General features: G+C 74.3%; 11 protein-coding genes. 2 read left to right on the forward strand and 9 right to left on the reverse strand.

What is annotated here, in order from left to right:
* Window positions 1-8: 8 nt before the first annotated feature.
* Together purH and purN are read right to left on the reverse strand one after the other, a co-directional pair.
* Window positions 9-1,571 carry a bifunctional phosphoribosylaminoimidazolecarboxamide formyltransferase/IMP cyclohydrolase gene (purH, locus tag ACFXAE_RS01990; RefSeq protein WP_384706666.1) on the reverse strand — a complete coding sequence of 521 codons (1,563 nt, stop codon included), beginning with the start codon at window positions 1,569-1,571 and terminating at the stop codon, window positions 9-11.
* Window positions 1,568-2,206 (reverse strand): phosphoribosylglycinamide formyltransferase, encoded by a 639-nt coding sequence (gene purN / locus ACFXAE_RS01995; RefSeq protein WP_384706668.1) that lies wholly within the window; start codon window positions 2,204-2,206, stop codon window positions 1,568-1,570. The genes purH and purN overlap by 4 nt, the downstream gene beginning before the upstream one ends.
* 373 nt (window positions 2,207-2,579) lie before the next feature.
* Between purN and ACFXAE_RS02000 the strand changes: the two genes are divergently transcribed.
* Window positions 2,580-3,368 (forward strand): hypothetical protein, encoded by a 789-nt coding sequence (locus ACFXAE_RS02000; RefSeq protein WP_384706670.1) that lies wholly within the window; start codon window positions 2,580-2,582, stop codon window positions 3,366-3,368.
* A 26-nt stretch (window positions 3,369-3,394) separates the two neighbouring features.
* On the opposite strand, the gene ACFXAE_RS02005 is transcribed toward ACFXAE_RS02000, so the two are convergent.
* A complete protein-coding gene (locus tag ACFXAE_RS02005) occupies window positions 3,395-4,957 on the reverse strand; it encodes a DUF6350 family protein (RefSeq protein WP_384706672.1) in 1,563 nt (520 codons plus the stop codon).
* A 96-nt stretch (window positions 4,958-5,053) separates the two neighbouring features.
* On the opposite strand from ACFXAE_RS02005, the gene ACFXAE_RS02010 reads away from it, so the two are divergent.
* On the forward strand, window positions 5,054-6,205 hold the full coding sequence (locus ACFXAE_RS02010; protein WP_384706674.1) for a helix-turn-helix domain-containing protein: 1,152 nt from the start codon (window positions 5,054-5,056) through the stop codon (window positions 6,203-6,205).
* Between the two features lie 90 nt (window positions 6,206-6,295).
* Here ACFXAE_RS02010 and sucD read toward each other — a convergent pair whose 3' ends face one another.
* The 6 genes from sucD to ACFXAE_RS02040 all read right to left on the reverse strand — a co-directional run bounded on the left by sucD (window position 6,296) and on the right by ACFXAE_RS02040 (window position 14,897).
* Complete coding sequence (gene sucD / locus ACFXAE_RS02015; RefSeq protein WP_030829714.1) at window positions 6,296-7,180, reverse strand: succinate--CoA ligase subunit alpha; 885 nt, start codon at window positions 7,178-7,180, stop codon at window positions 6,296-6,298.
* 20 nt (window positions 7,181-7,200) lie between these two features.
* A complete protein-coding gene (gene sucC, locus ACFXAE_RS02020; protein WP_384706676.1) occupies window positions 7,201-8,379 on the reverse strand; it encodes an ADP-forming succinate--CoA ligase subunit beta in 1,179 nt (392 codons plus the stop codon).
* Window positions 8,380-8,978: 599 nt separating this feature from the next.
* Window positions 8,979-10,037, reverse strand: coding sequence for a hypothetical protein (locus tag ACFXAE_RS02025; RefSeq protein WP_384706678.1), 1,059 nt, complete (start codon window positions 10,035-10,037; stop codon window positions 8,979-8,981).
* A gap of 203 nt (window positions 10,038-10,240) precedes the next feature.
* On the reverse strand, window positions 10,241-11,422 hold the full coding sequence (locus ACFXAE_RS02030) for a VWA domain-containing protein (RefSeq protein ID WP_384706680.1): 1,182 nt from the start codon (window positions 11,420-11,422) through the stop codon (window positions 10,241-10,243).
* Entirely contained in the window at window positions 11,419-13,746 is a 2,328-nt protein-coding gene (locus ACFXAE_RS02035) for a DUF5682 family protein (protein WP_384706682.1), read from the reverse strand. Before ACFXAE_RS02035 ends, ACFXAE_RS02030 begins: the two co-directional genes overlap by 4 nt.
* Window positions 13,743-14,897 (reverse strand): AAA family ATPase, encoded by a 1,155-nt coding sequence (locus ACFXAE_RS02040; RefSeq protein WP_384706684.1) that lies wholly within the window; start codon window positions 14,895-14,897, stop codon window positions 13,743-13,745. Before ACFXAE_RS02040 ends, ACFXAE_RS02035 begins: the two co-directional genes overlap by 4 nt.
* Window positions 14,898-14,953 lie beyond the last annotated feature (56 nt).

The raw sequence follows: 14,953 nt of genomic DNA on the forward strand, positions 1-14,953 counted from the left end.
CGGACCCGTCAGTGGAAGAAGTGCCGCGTCCCCGTGAAGTACATGGTCACGCCCGCCTTCTTCGCGGCCTCGACGACCAGCTCGTCGCGGACCGAACCGCCGGGCTGGACCACGGCCTTCACCCCGGCCTCGGTGAGGATCTCCAGGCCGTCGGGGAACGGGAAGAACGCGTCAGAGGCGGCGTAGGAACCGGCCGCCCGCTCGGCGCCCGCCCGCTCCACCGCCAGCTTCGCGGAGTCGACGCGGTTGACCTGGCCCATGCCGACGCCGACGGAGGCGCCGTCCTTGGCGAGCAGGATCGCGTTGGACTTCACCGCGCGGCAGGCCTTCCAGGCGAAGGCGAGATCGGCCAGCTCCGCCTCGGTCAGGGCCTCGCCGGCGGCCAGCGTCCAGGTGGCCGGGTCGTCGCCCTCGGCCTGGAGGCGGTCGGTGACCTGGAGGAGCGCGCCGCCGTCGATCGGCTTGACCTCGACCGGGGCGGACGGGGCCTCGGGGGCGCGCAGCACGCGGATGTTCTTCTTCTTGGTGAGGGCCTCGAGGGCGCCGTCCTCGTAGTCCGGCGCGACGATGACCTCGGTGAAGATCTCGGCGACCTGCTCCGCCATCTCCTTGGAGACCGGGCGGTTGACCGCGATCACGCCGCCGAACGCCGACAGCGGGTCGCAGGCGTGCGCCTTGCGGTGCGCCTCGGCGACGTCCGCGCCGGTCGCGATGCCGCACGGGTTGGCGTGCTTGATGATCGCGACGGCCGGACCGTCGTGGTCGTACGCGGCACGGAGGGCGGCGTCCGTGTCCGTGTAGTTGTTGTACGACATCTCCTTGCCGTGCAGCTGCTCGGCCTCGGCGAGACCGCCGGTGCCGGAGACGTACAGCGCGGCGGGCTGGTGCGGGTTCTCGCCGTAGCGGAGGGTGTTCTTGCGTTCCCAGGTGGCGCCGAGGAAGTCGGGGAACTGCGTGTCGTCCACGGGGGCGTACTCGGCGGCGAACCAGGAGGCGACCGCCACGTCGTAGGCGGCCGTGTGCCGGAAGGCCTCCGCGGCCAGCCGCTTGCGGGCGGCGAGGTCGAAGCCGCCGTCCTTGACCGCGGCGAGGACGTCCGCGTACCGCGCCGGGCTGGTGACGACGGCGACCGACGGGTGGTTCTTGGCGGCGGCGCGCACCATGGACGGGCCGCCGATGTCGATCTGCTCCACGCACTCGTCGGGCGTGGCACCCGAGGCGACGGTCTCACGGAACGGGTAGAGGTTCACGACGACGAGATCGAACGGCTCCACGCCCAGCTCGGCGAGCTGCCGCCGGTGGTCCTCCAGGCGCAGGTCGGCGAGGATGCCGGCGTGCACCTTCGGGTGCAGGGTCTTGACGCGGCCGTCCAGGCACTCGGGGAAGCCGGTGAGCTCCTCGACCTTGGTGACGGGGACGCCCGCGGCGGCGATCCTCGCGGCGGTGGACCCGGTGGAGACGAGCTCCACGCCGGCCTCGTGCAGGCCGCGCGCGAGGTCCTCGAGGCCGGTCTTGTCGTAGACGGAGACGAGCGCCCGTCGGATGGCCCGCTTGTTGCTCTCGGCGGTCACTGGATAACTACCTTTCGTCCCTCAATGCGATAGCCGTTGCGGGCGAGGAGCCCCACGACCTCGACGAGCAGCCTTCGCTCGACGTCCTTGATGCGCTCGTGCAGAGCGCTCTCGTCGTCCTCGTCCCGGACCTCCACCACGCCCTGCGCGATGATCGGCCCGGTGTCGACGCCGTCGTCGACGAAGTGGACGGTGCAGCCGGTGACCTTGGCGCCGTACGCGAGCGCGTCCCGTACGCCGTGGGCCCCGGGGAAACTGGGCAGCAGGGCGGGGTGGGTGTTGACGAACCGCCCGCCGAAGCGCGCGAGGAACTCCTTGCCCACGATCTTCATGAACCCGGCGGACACGACGAGGTCGGGTTCGTGGGCGGCGACGGCCTCGGCGAGCGCCGCGTCCCACTCCTCGCGGGTCGGGTGGTCCTTGACCTTGCACACGAAGGTCGGCAGCCCGGCGCGCTCGGCGCGGGCCAGCCCCTCGATGCCCTCGCGGTCGGCGCCGACGGCCACGATCTCGGCCCCGTACGCCTCGGCGCCGGTGGCGGCGATCTCGTCGAGGAGCGCCTGGAGGTTGGTGCCGGATCCGGAGACCAGCACGACGAGACGCCTGGCGCGCTCGGCCACGGGCTTGGCGGCCACGGTGGGGCCCTTTCTCGGGGAGCGTCTGCACGGCCGGCGGCACAGCGCTTTGTGTATTCGTACGAATGCTTCACGTCCCCTGATACGGGGAAGCCTACGAAGCGGCCGACCGTCAGCAACGATACCGGCACACCGGGCGGCCCCCACGGGACGGGGGCGTGGCCGGAAGGTAGCGTCTGGGAAGAGCCGGTCCTGGAACGTCGGGGCGCGTGGGAACGCGAACCGTGCACCGGGCGTTCACAGGATGACGGACCCGGGCCGCGTAGAGCCGACGGGAACGCGTCGGCTCACCAGCCCAGTCGTAGTCGATACGTCGTGCGAGGCGGTCGCGCCGGACCACGCCGTGCTTCATTAAGGGGAAGACGCTCACTTGATGCCGGACCGCAGCCTGCGACTCCTCACGTTCCCCCAGCAGTCCGCCCGGGGAGGGGAGCGGGGCACCGTGCTGCTGCGGGAGCGCCCCGCCTCGCCGCCCGACGCCTCCCAGGGCGAGGGCGGCGACGGACGCCGCGGGGCCCAGGGCTCCGAGGGTGCGCAGGGCCCCCAGGAACCGCAGGACGACAACCCGTTCGCGCCGCCGCCGGAGGGGACTCCCGACCGGCCCTGGCAGCCGAGGCACCCGTCCGGCGGGGAGGGCGGCGGCCGCTCCCCCTGGGGGCGGAACTGGAGCGACCGGCAGCCCGGCCGCTCCCCCGGCGGTTTCGGCGAGCGCCCGCGCAGCCCCGAGGGGCAGGGCGGCGGCCCCCAGAAACCCGGCACGCGCTGGGACCCCACGGACCCGGCCCAGCGCCGTGCGCGGTACGCCCTGCTGTCCGGCATGTGGGCCTTCTTCTTCGGCCTCTTCAGCTGGCCGTACGTCGCGCTGCTGCTGGGCGCGCTCGCCCTGTACTGGGGCATCAGCGCCCTGCGCGCCAAGCCCCGTGCGCAGGACCCGGACGCCCCGGCGCCCGAGCCGAAGGGCCGCCCGCAGACCACGGCCGCGGTGAGCGGACTGGTCACGGGGTCGCTGGCGCTCGCCCTGGTCGCCGCGTCCTTCACGGCCCAGCTGGTCTACAGCGACTACTACACCTGCACCAACGACGCCCTCACCCAGGAGGCCCGCCAGTCCTGCAGCGACCTCCTCCCGGAGCAGCTGCGCGACCTGCTGGGCACGACCGACTGACGACGTCGGCGCCCGGACGCGGAGTCTCACTCCCGGGCGCCGGACGTGGGGTCCTCCTCTCCGGGGGCGGTGAGCGCGTCCCGCACGCCGAACGGCATGTCCCAGTCCCACAGGTCTGACGTGGGTTCCCCCCGGGTGGGGTGGAGCGGGTACGGCTCGTCGGGGTCGTCGCGCGGGAGGGGCAGGGCCGGCCGACGGCGTACCGGCGGCGCGGGCTTCGTCTCCTCCGGGGCGCGGCGGTTCCGTGGCGCCCCGGGTCCCGGGAGCCGGTTCCCGGGGTCGCCGCCGGGCGGGCGGCGGCGCCAGGCGCGTACCGCCAGGGACGTGGGGACCGCCACCAGCGTGAGCCACGCCAGTGTCGCGGCCCCCACCTGCCACCACACCGGGCCGAACCGGGAGAGTGCGGCCACCCCCAGCGGCCCGCCCGCGAGCGCGGCGAGCACGGACAGCAGGGCCGCGCACAGCACGGCCGCCAGGCCCGCCGCCCCGGCGGTCCGGCCGCGGGTCCAGGCCGGGGCGGGCGCCGGTCCGCTCCTCGCGGCGCCCCGTCCCACGAGCCACCCCACCACCAGTGCGGCCGTCACCGGCAGCGCCGCCGCCGCCCAGTTCGGCGCGGTCCCCGCTCCCGCGTCCGGCACCGCCGCGAGCAGCGGGAACGGCGGCAGCGGCGGGGCGGACGGGGAGGCCAGCGGGGTCACCTGGGTGCCGGTCCCGAGGAGGAAGCCGGGGCCGAGGGCGTACGCCGCCGCCCACACCGCGGCGTTCGGCGCCAGCGTGACGCAGAGCAGCAGCACCGCCAGCCATCCCGACCAGCCCTCCGTCAGCCGCAGGAACGCCTGCCGGCTCTCCCCGCCGTGCCATCCCAGCGACACCGCGAGCAGCAGTGCCCCGCCGCCGGCCAGCACCGTCGCCCCGGCCGCCGCCGCCCGCGCCACGACTCCGGGACGACCGTCCGGCCCGAGGACCAGATGGCGTACGCCCCTGGGCAGCACCGCGCCCAGCACCCGCTCCAGCGGTCCGCTCGGACGGCCGTACGCCGTCCACACTCCCGTCCCCGCGGCCAGTCCGGCGACCAGCGGCACGCACACCACGGTCCACTCCCAGGCCGGCCGCAGCCCACCGCCCGCGCAGGAGAGCGCGGCGGGCGCGCCAACGGCGAGGTAGCCGAGGAGGACGCCCGCCCACGCCGTACGGCCGGGGACGAGCGGGGCCTCGCCGCCCGCGCCGCCCTCCGCCGCGTCGCGGGCCGCCCGGTGCAGCAGCCACACCGGCAGCGCGAGCAGCAGCAGCGGCGGGACACCCACGGGTGCGGGGACGCCGGACAGCGTGTCGGCGCGGACCAGTTCGGCGCCGTGCGCCAGCAGCCACAGCGCCGCCGCGACGTGCAAAGCGCCGCCGGGCCCGCTGTCGGGGTAGGGCGAGCTGACCCACAGCAGGACCACGAGCACGGCGAACGCCGCGAGCCCCAGTCCGGCCGCGAGGGCGCCGCCGAGGAGGCCGGAGGCGAGCCCCGGCGAGCGGTCACGCACGCGGGCGAGCAGGGCGGCCGGCGTCGTACGGCGAGCGGTCATCTGGGTCACGTCCGCCATGCTCCCAACGACACGCGCTTTCCCGTCGTAACGGGCGAAGCACGGTTGTGTCGCTCAATATACGTTTATGTACTTTTCTGGACGGAGGGGCTCCCGGTGACACGGAGCCCCACCACCCCGCTCCCCCCACCCGACGAATGCCGGCGCCTGCGCGAGACGGCCTCGCTGACGCGGCATCGGCTCGCGCGGCGCGTGGGCGTCCGGCCCGAGACGGTACGCGCGTGGGAGTCCGGCCGCAGCACACCCCGCGGCCGGAACCGGGAGGCGTACGCGAAACTGCTGGCCGGCCTGGCGGAAGGGACCGCCGACGCGGGGGCGCCGCGTTCCCTGCCCGTTCATCAGGAGAAGGAGGTCACAGCGGTGGTGACGGTGTGTCTGGACAAGCCGGGCGGCGACGGCAGTCCCGAAGCGTTCGCGCAGGCGCCCCCGCCGTCCTCCGCCTCCTCCCCGGGCCGCACGCCCGCTCAGGCCTTCGACGCCCTGTACTCCTTCTGCGCCCCCGCCCTCGTCCGGCAGACCTACCTGCTCACCGGCCGCCGCACACTCGCCCGCGAGTCCGTGGAGCGGGCCTTCCAACTGGCCTGGGACCGCTGGCCCGAGGTGGCCAGGGACCCGGACCCGGCCGGCTGGGTGCGCGCGGCGGCGTACGAGTGTGCGCTCTCCCCGTGGCACCGGTACCGCCGCCGCCACCGGCAGCCCGAACCGCCGCCCCCGGACGAGGACGACCAGGCGCTCCTGGAGGTGTTGCTGCGCCTCCCGCCGCCGTACCGCCGCACGCTCCTGCTGTACGACGGGGTCGGCCTCGGTCTGCCCGAGACGGCGGCGGAGACGGAGGCCACCACCCGGGCGACGGCCGGCCGGCTGACACACGCGCGCGAGACCGTCGCCGCCCGGCTCCCGGACCTGTCGGACCCGCGGGAGCTGCACCGGCGGCTGGCCGAGCTGGCCTCCACCGGGCGGCTGCGGGCGGCCGAGCCGCCGGTGGTGCGCGGCGGCGGCGAGCGCCGGGCCCGGCTGTGGACCCGGGCCGCCGTCGTGCTCACGGTCGCGCTGATCGGCACCACGGCGCTCACCCTGCGCACGGCCCCGACCCGCTACGAGCCACCCGTGCCACCGGGTGAGACGGTGCGGGGCGTTCCGCCGCGGGTGGCACCCGGGCCCTTGTCGGAGGACCAGCGCGAACTGCGCACCCTGCTGCGGGAGAAGCTGCCGCGGGGACCGGAACGGCTGGCGCCGCAGGCGCGGTAGCCGGGGGTGGAGACGACGGTGGGCCCGTCCCCACTGCGGGGAACGGGCCCACCCGTACGGTGGCGCTCGGTGTCGCTCTGCGCCGCCCGCTCAGCCGGCGAGAATGGCGCGCGCCAGCTTCGCCGTCTCGGTCGGCGTCTTGCCGACCTTGACGCCGGCGGCCTCGAGGGCCTCCTTCTTCGCGGCGGCCGTGCCGGAGGAACCGGAGACGATGGCGCCGGCGTGGCCCATGGTCTTGCCCTCGGGCGCGGTGAAGCCCGCGACGTAGCCGACGACCGGCTTCTTCACGTTCTCCTTGATGAAGGCCGCGGCCCGCTCCTCGGCGTCGCCGCCGATCTCACCGATCATCACGATCAGGTCGGTGTCGGGGTCGGCCTCGAACGCGGCGAGCGCGTCGATGTGCGTGGTGCCGATGACCGGGTCGCCACCGATGCCCACGGCCGAGGAGAAGCCGATGTCACGCAGCTCGTACATCATCTGGTACGTCAGCGTGCCGGACTTCGAGACCAGGCCGATGCGGCCCGGCTTGGTGATGTCGCCCGGGATGATGCCGGCGTTCGACTGACCGGGGGTGATCAGACCCGGGCAGTTCGGGCCGATGATCCGGGTCTTGTCGCCCTTCTCCACGGCGTACGCGTAGAACGCGGCGGAGTCGTGCACCGCGATGCCCTCGGTGATGACGACCGCGAGCGGGATCTCGGCGTCGATCGCCTCGACCACGGCGGCCTTGGCGAAGGCCGGCGGGACGAAGAGGACGGAGACGTTGGCGCCCGTCTTCTCCATCGCCTCGGCGACCGTGCCGAAGACCGGGATCTCGTTGCCGTCGATGTCGACGGACGTGCCCGCCTTGCGGGGGTTCACGCCACCGACGATGTTCGTGCCGTCGGCCAGCATGAGCTTGGTGTGCTTCATGCCCGTGGCACCGGTCATGCCCTGGACGATGACCTTGCTGTCCTTGTTGAGGAAGATAGCCATGGCTGTTTAGTCCTCGTCCCTTACTTCGCAGCCGCGAGCTCGGCGGCCTTGTCGGCCGCGCCGTCCATGGTGTCCACGCGCTGGACCAGCGGGTGGTTGGCGTCGGAGAGGATCTTGCGACCCAGCTCGGCGTTGTTGCCGTCCAGGCGGACGACCAGCGGCTTGGTGACTTCCTCACCGCGGTCCGCGAGCAGCTGCAGCGCCTGCACGATGCCGTTGGCGACCTCGTCGCAGGCGGTGATGCCGCCGAAGACGTTGACGAAGACGGACTTGACGTCCGGGTCGCCGAGGATGATCTCCAGGCCGTTCGCCATGACGGCGGCGGAGGCGCCGCCACCGATGTCGAGGAAGTTGGCGGGCTTGACGCCGCCGTGCGCCTCACCGGCGTAGGCGACGACGTCCAGGGTGCTCATGACGAGACCCGCGCCGTTGCCGATGATGCCGACCTCGCCGTCGAGCTTGACGTAGTTGAGGTTCTTCTCCTTGGCGGCGGCCTCGAGGGGGTTGGCCGACGCCTTGTCCTGGAGAGCCTCGTGCTCCGGCTGACGGAACTCGGCGTTCTCGTCGAGGGAGACCTTGCCGTCCAGGGCGATGACGTCACCGGAGGCGACCTTGGCCAGCGGGTTGACCTCGACGAGGAGCGCGTCCTCGGCGACGAAGGTCTTCCACAGGGTGACCAGGATGTCGGCGACCTTGTCGGCGACCTCGGCCGGGAAGTTCGCGGCCTCGACGATCTCGCGGGCCTTGGCGGGGGTCACACCCTCGTTGGCGTCGATCGGGGTCTTGGCGACGGCCTCGGGGCGGGTGGCCGCCACCTCCTCGATCTCCATGCCGCCCTCGACGGAGGCGATGGAGAGGAAGGTGCGGTTGGCACGGTCGAGGAGGAAGGAGACGTAGTACTCCTCCAGGATCTCCGGGGCCGTCTCGGCGATCATCACCTTGTGGACCGTGTGGCCCTTGATGTCCATGCCGAGGATGTTGGTCGCGTGCTCGACCGCCTCGTCGGGGGTGGCGGCGAGCTTGACGCCGCCGGCCTTGCCGCGGCCGCCGACCTTCACCTGGGCCTTGACGACGGACTTGCCACCGAGACGCTCGGTGGCTGCGCGGGCCGCCTCAGGCGTGTCGATGACTTCACCGGCCAGCACCGGTACATCGTGCTTGGCGAAGAGGTCCCTCGCCTGGTACTCGAACAGGTCCACGCGCTTCCGTCCCTATCAGTGATCTCGCGGTTCGTTGATGCGTGGGCGTGCCGCGAAGGGCAACGTGACGTCCGCTGTGTCACAAGGGAGGCGCACACGGTGTCCGAGCGCGCGGCATGTCCGTCTCGCAGGTTATCGCCGCATGGGGGACCTCTCTAAATCGCGGGTCACACATGAGCGGTGATACCTGTCACATGATGCCGCCATCTCTGGCACGGCGTGCCGGATGTGAGGGGCCTCACCGGGCTGGGGTTGGCCCGGTGAGGCCCTTTCGAACAGCCCGGAGGGGCGGTGAACACCCTGCTCTCCGGGATGCGGGGTGGCCGGCCCTCACCCCAATGGGGGTCGGCCACCCCTCCACGAGGTTCCGACCGGACAGACCGACGGCTTTCGGCTGTCCGGGTCCTGATGCCCCGCGGAGTCCTTTGTTACCCGTGAGTCAGGTACGGGTGGGGACGCGGGCGCGTGCGGCCGGACCGGCGGGAGGGGGCCGCGGCGGCTTCCGCCGGGACCCGGAGGGTGCCCGGAGGGTGCCCGAACGGGCAGGCTGCCGCGCCGCCCTCGCGCGCACGTGTCCGCGGCGAGGGAAGGGACCGCTCCTAAGCGGGTGAGACCGGGACGTCCCGGTGCGGGTTCCGCGTACCGGCCGTCTCGGCGCGCACGGTGTCGCCGGGTACGAGCCGGAGCGGCGGCCGGTGATGCGCGGTGACGGCGTACGCGTCACCGTGTCGCGGCGTGCCGTGGTCCGCGGCCGAACGGCTGCTCGCCGTGCCGTCCGACCGACCGGCGGGAGTGCCGGGGGCGTGCGGTGCGGGGGCCGGGCCGGCGTCCACGACGCGTACGGCGTCCTGCGCGGGCCGGTGTCCCTGGTCCGCGTGGGCCGCGCGGCCGGCACGGATGAACTCCGGGCCGTGGGCTCCGGGCCCCGCGGCCGGATCCGGAGTCCCGGACGGTCCGTCCGGCCCCTTCGGCTCGTCCGGGGCGTCCTGCCCGGGCGCGCCGGACGGCCCGTCCGAGGCGCCCGGCTGCGGGACGGGCGTGCCCGGCCCGGGGAGTGTCTGCTCCGGTGTGCCGGGCAGGTACGGGAGCTCCGGCAGCGGCGCGGGCCGCTCCAGGCCGGGGAGCGCGGGCAGGGCGGGCCGGGCGGGGAGTGTCTGCTCCGGCGTGCCGGGCAGGTACGGGAGCTCCGGCAGCGGCGCGGGCCGCTCCAGGCCGGGGAGCGCGGGGAGCGCGGGGAGCGCGGGGAGCGCGGGCCGGGCGGGGAGTCGCCCCGGCGTCGCCTCGTCCAGCCGGCCGGTCACCGCGCCGGCCAGGTCCCCGACCGGCCGTACGACCCGTTCGTCCACGGACCGGACCACGCTCTCGGTCAGCGGGCGGATCGGCCCGGCCACGTCCGGGCGCTGCACGGTGAGGGTCTCGATGACCGGCGCGGGCCCGTTCGAGTCGGGCGGGGTGCCCGAGCCGGTCGGCACCGCGGACCCGACGGCGGAGAGGGTCCGCTCGACCGGCCCGCCGTCCGCCGCCTGCGCCCGCTCCCCGTACAGCACGCCGAGCACGAACACCGCGCCCACCAGCAGCGCCAACTGGACCGCACGCCGCCCCGCCGCCGCGCGCATCGTGCGCAGAGCGGCACCGGGCAAGGCTGCTGACCGGATCAAGAGGGGCGGTTCCTCCGGGACGGCGGGACGGATGGACGGCGGGACGGCGGGACGGCGGGACGGCGGGACGGCGGGACGGCGGGAGACACTTCACGGGTCCTTCATCGAACGGCGCCGATCCTCGCACGCGACTCCCGAGGTCGCGCAAGCCCTCCGTTACCGATGGGTACTCATGTCCCTTTTCACCGGCCCGAGTCCGCTCCTCATGCCGCGTCCGGTATCGGCAACGGCCGCTTCTCGAGCGCCGCCGCCATCACCTCCGGGAAGAGATCGGGTGTGCAGGCGAACGCCGGTGCGCCCAGCGCGGCGAGCGCCGCCGCGTGCTCCCTGTCGTACGCGGGCGTGCCCTCGTCGGACAGCGCGAGCAGCGTCACGAACTGCACGCCCGACGCCTTCATCGCCGCCACCCGCTTGAGCATCCCGTCGCGTATCCCCCCTTCGTAGAGGTCGCTGATCAGCACGACCACCGTCTCCGCCGGCCGGGTGATCCGCGACTGGCAGTACGCCAGCGCCCGGTTGATGTCCGTACCGCCGCCGAGCCGGGTGCCGAAGAGCACGTCGACGGGGTCGTCGAGCTGGTCGGTGAGGTCGACGACCGCCGTGTCGAACACGACGAGCCGGGTGCCGATCGACCGCATGGAGGCGAGCACCGCCCCGAACACCGACGCGTACACGACGGACGCCGCCATCGATCCGGACTGGTCGACGCAGAGGACGACCTCCTTCTTCACCGACCGCGAGGCACGCCCGTAGCCGATGAGCCGCTCGGGCACGACCGTCCGGTGTTCCGGGAGGTAGTGCTTGAGGTTGGCCGCGATCGTGCGGTTCCAGTCGATGTCGTGGTGGCGTGGCCGGCCGACGCGGGCGCTGCGGTCGAGGGCGCCGGTGAGGGTGGCCCGGGTGCGGGCGGCGAGCCGCTTCTCCAGGTCCTCGACGACCTTGCGCACGACCGCCCGTGCCGTCTCCTTCGTCGTCTCCGGCATGGCCTTGTCGAGCGACAGCAGCGTGCCGACGAGATGGACGTCGGCCTCGACGGCCTCCAGCATCTCCGGTTCCAGCAGAAGCGTGGCGAGGCCGAGCCGGTCGATGGCGTCGCGCTGCATGACCTGGACGACGGAGGAGGGGAAGTAGGTCCGGATGTCCCCGAGCCAGCGGGCCACCGACGGCGCCGACGCGCCGAGCCCCGCCGAGCGGTCGCGGCCCGCCTGCGGCGTGTCCCCCTTGCCGTAGAGCGCGGTGAGCGCCCCGTCCATCGCGGTGTCCTGCCCGGACAGCGCGTATCCGGTTCCGTCGGCCGGGTCGCCGCCGAGCACGAGCCGCCAGCGCCGCAGCCGCTCCTGCGCCGGGTCCGTCGTCCCCGCCGCCTCTCCCTGTGTGTCCGTCATCCCCTCACCCCCGCCAGTCCGTCGCGTGCTCCCTCGTCGTCCCCGTCCAGCCCGAGCAGCAGCCGCACGACCGGCAGCACGGCGTCCGCGCGGGTGGTGTCGGGGTCGGGGGCGAAGCCGGGTATGCCGGAAACCGCGGCCGCCGTGCCGCCACGTGCCCCCGGTCCGCGCCGGACCAGTTCACCGAGGGTGCGCCGCACTCCCGGCTCGTACGCCGAGAACGTCCGCCGCAGCAGCGGCAGTACGTCCGTGAACGCCTCCGCCGGTACGCCCGTCAGCCACCTGTCGACCAGCCCGAGCAGCCGCTCGTCGTGGACCAGGAGCAGTCCGCCGCCGGAGCCGCCGCCGACGAAGCCCTCGATCCACGCGGCCGCGTCCGCCGGCGGCGTGCCCGGGGACAGCACGAGCCCCATGAGCCGTGCCGCCTCGTCCTGCGCCAGCTCCCCGTCGTCCAGCAGCAGCCGCACGGACCGTCCCCGTATGACGCCGGGCACGGTGTCCCGTGCGGACAGGGTCCGCAGCACCGACTGCCAGCGGGCGCGCAGCTTCCCGTGGCCCGGTGCGGGGGCGTCGCCGAGGAGGCCCACCGCGCCGTGCACCGCGTCGACGTGGCGCCGCATCTCGTCGGCGGCGTCCGCGTCCAGGGCGGCGCAGGCCGGGGGCAGTCCGACGAAGACCCGCTCGGCGAGACCCGCGGCGACCTCGGCCAGCGCCGCGGTGTCGGTGCCGCGCACGTCGCCGTAGCGCAGCGAGCGGACCAGGGCGGGCAGCGCCTGGGCGAGATGGCCGACGTCCGTGTCGAGGGCCGCGCGGTCGGTGAGGATCCGCATCACCGTGGGCAGCGCCTCGGGCAGTGCGGCCAGCAGGCAGCGTTCGGCGAGCCCGGTGACCTCGGCGAGGCCGCTCGCACCGAGGGCGTCCGCCTCCGCCCTGACGGTCGCGGCGGCGAGCACGGTCGTCCCCCAGATCCCGGCCTCGGCGACCCGTACGGACAGCTCGGGCTCCCAGCGCAGCCGCCAGGTCTCCCGGAAGGTCCCCGTGCCGCCGCGTGCGGCGGCCGGTTCTCCCCAGCCGATGCCGAGCAGCCGCAGCCGGTGCAACAGTCTGCCGCGCTCCGCATCGGTCTCCTTGCGCAGGTCGAGCTCCAGCTCCCGCTCCCCGGCCTCGGGTTTCAGCCGCAGCCGGCGCTGGATCCGCGCGAGGTCCCGCTGCAACGGCACGGCGGGCGCCGCCGCCGGCACCTCTCCGAGCACGTCGCCGACGACCAGCCGGTCGTGCACCAGTGCCAGCGGCACGTCGGAGCCCTCGCACATCACCGCCCGTACCGCGTCGGTCGTCTCGCTCAGGCCGGGCAGCGGACGTCCGCGCAGCGCCGCGAGGGTCTCCGCCAGCCGTACGGCCTCGATGACGTGCGCGGAGGAGACGATGCGGTCCTCGGCCCGCAGCAGCCCGGCCACCTTGGTCAGCCACCGCTCGACCGGCCGGTCCGGGGCGCCGAACAGATGCCCGTACCAGCCCGGGGAGTCGATGCCCGCGCCGTAGCCGCTTCTCCGGGAGAGTCTGCGGTGGGTCCAGGGCACCCAGGTCATGTCCGTCTTCACCTTGGGCAGCCCTTTCAGCAGGGCACGGTCGGCGGCGACGGTGGCCTTGCGGCGCAGCGCCGGCACGTGCCAGGCCCCGCAGACCACGGCCACGCCGTCCCCGGACTCCCGCTGTGCCGCCCGGATCCGCAGCCGCATGTGCGCCTCGCGCACGAGGTCCCGCCGGTGTCCCCCGCTTCCGTACTCCTCCCGCAGCGCGGTCATGGCCTCCTCGAGCGCGGTGAACGGCGCGACCGCGTCCCCCTCGCCCACACCGCGGTGCTCGACGACGTCCTCCCACCACCGCTCGGCGTCGTCGTACCCGGCGGTTTCGGCGAGCACCCCCAGGGGGTCGACCCGCACCTCGTCGTCCGCGCCGCATGCGCGGCCCTCGTCACCCTCCTGGGCCAGCGTGTGCGCGGCCGGCAGGTCGATGAAGCGGGCCGGAACCTCGTGCTCCAGGGCCCAGCGGAGCGCGACCCACTCCGGGGAGAACTCGGCCAGCGGCCAGAAGGCCGAGCGGCCGGGCTCGTCCACCGCGTGGGCGAGCAGCGCGACGGGCGGTCGCATGTCCTCCTCGGCGGCGAGCGGGACCAGCGCGTCCGCCTCCGGCGGGCCCTCGATCAGCACGGCACCCGGCCGGGCCTCCTCCAGCGCCGCCCGCACCGCCCGCGCGGATCCCGGCCCGTGATGCCGCACGCCGAGCAGCAGCGGCCCCGCGGTGTCCGCCTTCCCGCCGCTCATCCACTGACCTCCCGGCAGGCCCGGTAGAAGTCCTTCCAGCCGTCGCGCTCGCGGACCACGGTCTCCAGGTACTCCTGCCAGACGACACGGTCCGCCGCCGGGTCGCGGACGACCGCGCCGAGGAGGCCCGCGGCGACGTCCCCGGCCCGCAGCACGCCGTCGCCGAAGTGGGCGGCCAGCGCCAGCCCGCCGGTGACGACGGAGATCGCCTCGGCGGTCGACAGCGTGCCGCTGGGCGACTTGAGCTTCGTCCTGCCGTCGGTGGTGATCCCGTCGCGCAGCTCGCGGAAGACGGTGACGACCCGGCGGATTTCGTCGATGCCGTCGGGCACGGCCGGCAGGTCGAGGGAGCGGCCGATCTGGTCGACCCGGCGCGAGACGATGTCGACCTCCGCCTCCGGGGTCTCCGGCAGCGGCAGCACCACGGTGTTGAAGCGGCGGCGCAGGGCGCTGGACAGGTCGTTGACCCCCCGGTCGCGGTCGTTGGCCGTGGCGATCAGGCTGAAGCCGCGGACCGCCTGCACCTCCTGGCCCAGCTCCGGTATCGGCAGCGTCTTCTCCGACAGGATGGTGATCAGCGTGTCCTGGACGTCGGCCGGGATGCGGGTCAGCTCCTCGACACGGGCCGTCATGCCCTCCGCCATGGCCCGCATCACCGGGCTGGGCACGAGGGCGTCGCGGCTGGGGCCGTGGGCGAGCAGCCGGGCGTAGTTCCAGCCGTAGCGGATGGCCTCCTCCGGGGTGCCGGCCGTGCCCTGCACGAGCAGGGTGGAGTCGCCGCTGACCGCGGCGGCCAGGTGCTCGGAGACCCAGGTCTTCGCGGTGCCGGGCACGCCGAGCAGGAGCAGGGCGCGGTCGGTGGCGAGGGTGCTCACCGCGACCTCGACGAGGCGGCGCGGACCGATGTACTTCGGCGTGATGACCGTGCCGTCCGGCAGCGTGCCGCCGAGCAGGTAGGTGGCGACGGCCCACGGCGACAGCCGCCAGCGGGCGGGGCGGGGGCGGTCGTCCTGCGCCGCCAGCGCGGCGAGTTCGGCGGCGAAGGCGTCCTCGGCGTGCGGCCGCAGCGTCCGCGTCTTCGCCGCCGTGTGCGCGGGCGCGGGGCTGTTCCGCGTCGGGTCGACGGACGTAGGTCCAACGGACGCAGTCATGACTGGGTCCCCCTCCAGCTCGGCCGGTTCGGATCTGGCACCAACCGTGCACCACA

Origin of the sequence: Streptomyces sp. NPDC059454 (assembly GCF_042749965.1) — a bacterium.
Taxonomy (GTDB): domain Bacteria; phylum Actinomycetota; class Actinomycetes; order Streptomycetales; family Streptomycetaceae; genus Streptomyces.

What these genes read in the sequence shown, in the direction of transcription:
- ACFXAE_RS02000 (WP_384706670.1), top strand. Translation starts at nt 2,580, where the DNA reads ATGCCGGACCGCAGCCTGCGACTCCTCACGTTCCCCCAGCAGTCCGCC.
- ACFXAE_RS02005 (WP_384706672.1), bottom strand. Translation starts at nt 4,957, where the DNA reads ATGGCGGACGTGACCCAGATGACCGCTCGCCGTACGACGCCGGCCGCC.
- sucD (WP_030829714.1), bottom strand. Translation starts at nt 7,180, where the DNA reads ATGGCTATCTTCCTCAACAAGGACAGCAAGGTCATCGTCCAGGGCATG.
- ACFXAE_RS02030 (WP_384706680.1), bottom strand. Translation starts at nt 11,422, where the DNA reads ATGACGGACACACAGGGAGAGGCGGCGGGGACGACGGACCCGGCGCAG.
- ACFXAE_RS02035 (WP_384706682.1), bottom strand. Translation starts at nt 13,746, where the DNA reads ATGAGCGGCGGGAAGGCGGACACCGCGGGGCCGCTGCTGCTCGGCGTG.
- ACFXAE_RS02040 (WP_384706684.1), bottom strand. Translation starts at nt 14,897, where the DNA reads ATGACTGCGTCCGTTGGACCTACGTCCGTCGACCCGACGCGGAACAGC.